The sequence below is a fragment of the Thauera phenylacetica B4P genome (assembly GCF_000310225.1).
GTDB classification, from domain to species: domain Bacteria; phylum Pseudomonadota; class Gammaproteobacteria; order Burkholderiales; family Rhodocyclaceae; genus Thauera; species Thauera phenylacetica.
In genome coordinates, this window is sequence record NZ_AMXF01000357.1 from 1 (window position 1) to 2841 (window position 2841).

At 72.2% G+C, this 2841-nt stretch carries 3 protein-coding genes; all 3 read right to left on the reverse strand.

Going from position 1 to position 2841, the window contains the following annotated elements; genetic code table 11:
• Positions 1-386: hypothetical protein (locus C667_RS21830; protein WP_004384928.1), on the reverse strand; the 386-nt coding region annotated here is incomplete at its 3' end.
• Between the two features lie 28 nt (positions 387-414).
• Complete coding sequence (locus C667_RS21835) at positions 415-858, reverse strand: phage tail protein (protein WP_004384929.1); 444 nt, start codon at positions 856-858, stop codon at positions 415-417.
• A gap of 17 nt (positions 859-875) precedes the next feature.
• On the reverse strand, positions 876-2624 hold the full coding sequence (locus tag C667_RS21840; RefSeq protein ID WP_004384930.1) for a phage tail sheath family protein: 1749 nt from the start codon (positions 2622-2624) through the stop codon (positions 876-878).
• Between the last annotated feature and the right edge of the window lie 217 nt (positions 2625-2841).

Sequence of the window (2841 nt, forward strand, 5' to 3'; positions counted from 1 at the left end):
GCGGCTTCGAGGTGGGGCCAGGGGTCGCCGCAGCGCACGATCACCGCGCGGCGGCCGCCGCAGGCGAAGAAGCGGCGCACGGCGGCACCCAGCGTGCTGGCGCAGCGCCCCGCGGCGGTGCCGAGCGGGCGCGTCTCCCAGGCGAAGAGCGCGTCGAAGGCCGTCCAGTTGTCCACCGTCACCGGCAGCTGCAGCAGGGTCTCGAGCTCGGCGGCGGGGCGTGCCCACGGGCCATCGGTCCAGCGCGCGCGCGCCAGCTCCGCGCGCACCGCCGCAGGCAGCGCGCCTTCGCGACGGGCGACGAAGCCGACGAAGCAGGCGATGTCGACCCGGTTCGGGTCCGGTCGCTGCGCCTGCGCCGCGCGTTCGAAGTCGAGGCCTCTCATGGTCGGTGTCCGGATGGCTGGGGCAGCCTCAGGCCTGGATCTCGAAGCCTTCGGCCGACAGCACGATCTCTTCCATGGCCACGTCGCCGCCGCCCTTGCCGGCCAGCGTGGGGCCGGTGTACTTCATCGGGATGCAGCCGCGCAGCAGCCAGGTGCGCACCGGGTTGCGCGCCTCGTCCATGAGCGTGATGGCGATCGTCTTCTGCGCCGCCGGGCCGTCGCTGCGGGTCTGCTCGATCCACGCCCACAGGCTGTCGAAGTTGACGATGCCGCGCTTGCAGGTGACGTCGCTGACCTTGTGGATGCCGGCGACCTTGCGCACGTGGTTTTCCTTGTCGTTGCCGGCGCGGTATTCGGCGACCGTGACCTCGGTACCGATGCCCGACACGTCGGAGAAGCCGCCGAACTCCTCGCCGCCGTCGAAGTTGACGATGAAGTTGAAGGCGCCGTAGGGCGTGATGCGTTCAGCCATGATTCAGTCCCCCTCGATCAGGCACGGGCGTCGGCCGTCTTCTGGCCGATGCGGAAGATGACGAACTCGGCCGGCTTGATCACCGCCACGCCGATCAGGCACACCAGGCGACCGTTGTCGAGGTCGTTCTGGGTCATGGTGCTGCGGTCGCAGCGCACGAAGAAGGCTTCCTCGGTCTTGGTGCCGAGCAGCGCGCCGTTGCGCCACTCGTTGTAGAGGAAGTCGGCGATCGTCTGGCGCACGTTGGCCCACAGGCGCTCGCCGTTGGGCTCGAACACCGCCCACTGCGTGCCGCGGTCGATCGAGGACTCCAGGTAGTTGAAGTAGCGCCGCACGTTGACGTACTTCCACTCCGGGTCGGACGAGGCCAGGCGCGCGCCCCACACGCGAAAACCCCGCCCCGACAGGTAGCGCAGGCAGTTCACGCCGATCGGGTTGAGCATCTCCTGCTGGGCGAAGTTGATGTCGAGCTCGAAGCGCAACGCCCCGCGCACGACCTCGTTGGCGGGCGCCTTCCACACCCCGCGCTCGACGTCGTTGCGGGCGTAGATGCCGCACACGAAGCCCGAGGGCGGCAGCGCGAGCTCGCGCGGGATGTCCTCGCGGCCCGGACGGGCGAGCGGGTTCGAGACGACGACCCAGGGGTAGTACACCGCGGCGTAGCGCGAGTCGATGAGGCCGCGCAGCGTGCGTGCCTCGCCCGGCAGCTGGTCGGGGGGCAGGTCGAGCACGGCGATGCGATAGGCGCGGCGCGCCTCGGCATGCGAGATCAGCAGGTTGGCGACCGCCTGCGCGTCGGGGTAGGCCGAGCTGCCCGGCGCCGCGACGATCGAGATGTCCTCCAGCCCGGCGAGCTCGCCGAGCGCGAGCGCGTAGGCGGCCGTGCCCGGTGCCGCGCCGTCGCTGCCGCCGGAGAGCGCGAAGCTGCGCTCGAGCTCGCCCGCGGCATTGACGCCGGCGCCGGCGAAGAGCGCCTCGCGCAGCGCCAGCGCGCCGACGTTGGCGCCGACGGCGATCGCATAGAGGTTCTGCAGGTGGTCGGCGCGCCGGCCGGGCTCGGCCGCCATCACGTGGCCCACCCAGGCGGGATGGCTGCGGTCGAAGCCGAGGCCTTCGTGGCTGAGGTCCTCGCCGTCGCCGTCGATCGCCACCACCAGCAGCGTGGCGATTCGCGGCGTGGCGGCGGCGAGGGTGGCGGCGTCCTCGGCGGCGTCCGCGGGGCTGCCCGCCGGGTGCCAGGTGGCGCCGACCTTGAGGTGCCAGGCCGCCGCCGCGCCGCTGCCGGTGAGCAACAGGCTGCCTGCGGGGGCGTTGTTCATGGCGGTGAGCGCCGCCGGGGCGAGCACCTCGCGCACCACGACGCGGCCGTTGCCGATCGCGCCCGGGAAGCGCGCCACGAAGGCCACCGCGTCCGCGGCGGCGGTGCCTTCCGCGGTGACCGCGCCGGAGGCCGTCGCCGCGCCGCTGCCCACGACCCGCGAAACGTAGAGGCGGGAGCCGCCCTCGTTGAAGAAGGCGCGCACGGCGTGCGCGAGGTAGTTGGTGGCCGGGCTGAAGCCGAAGTCCCCGATGCCGCCGTAGATGCGTTCGAAATCGCCGAAGCTGGTCAGCAGCTCGGGCACCTCCTGGTCGTTGGCGTCGACACGGAAGGGGCCCTTGCGCGTCGGACCGACGAAGGCGGTGGTGCTGGTGCCCACGCCCTCGATGGACTTGGCGCGGAAGCTGGTTTCCTCGACATAGACGCCGGGAGCAAGGTACTCGGGCATGGCTGGTCTCCTTTTATCGAGCGTGCCGGGCGGTGTTCACGCCCACATAAGCGGACTCCGATCTCATGGCAGGTCGAGGCCCAGGTTGAGGTTCAGCGCCGCGCGCGCGGCGAGGCGGACGTCCTGCTGCGCGCGCGGCAGCGAGGCGCGGCGCGACTCGATGGCGTCGGGGTCGACCTGCGGCAGGCGGGGCGGCGGGCGGCCCGCGCGCACGTGG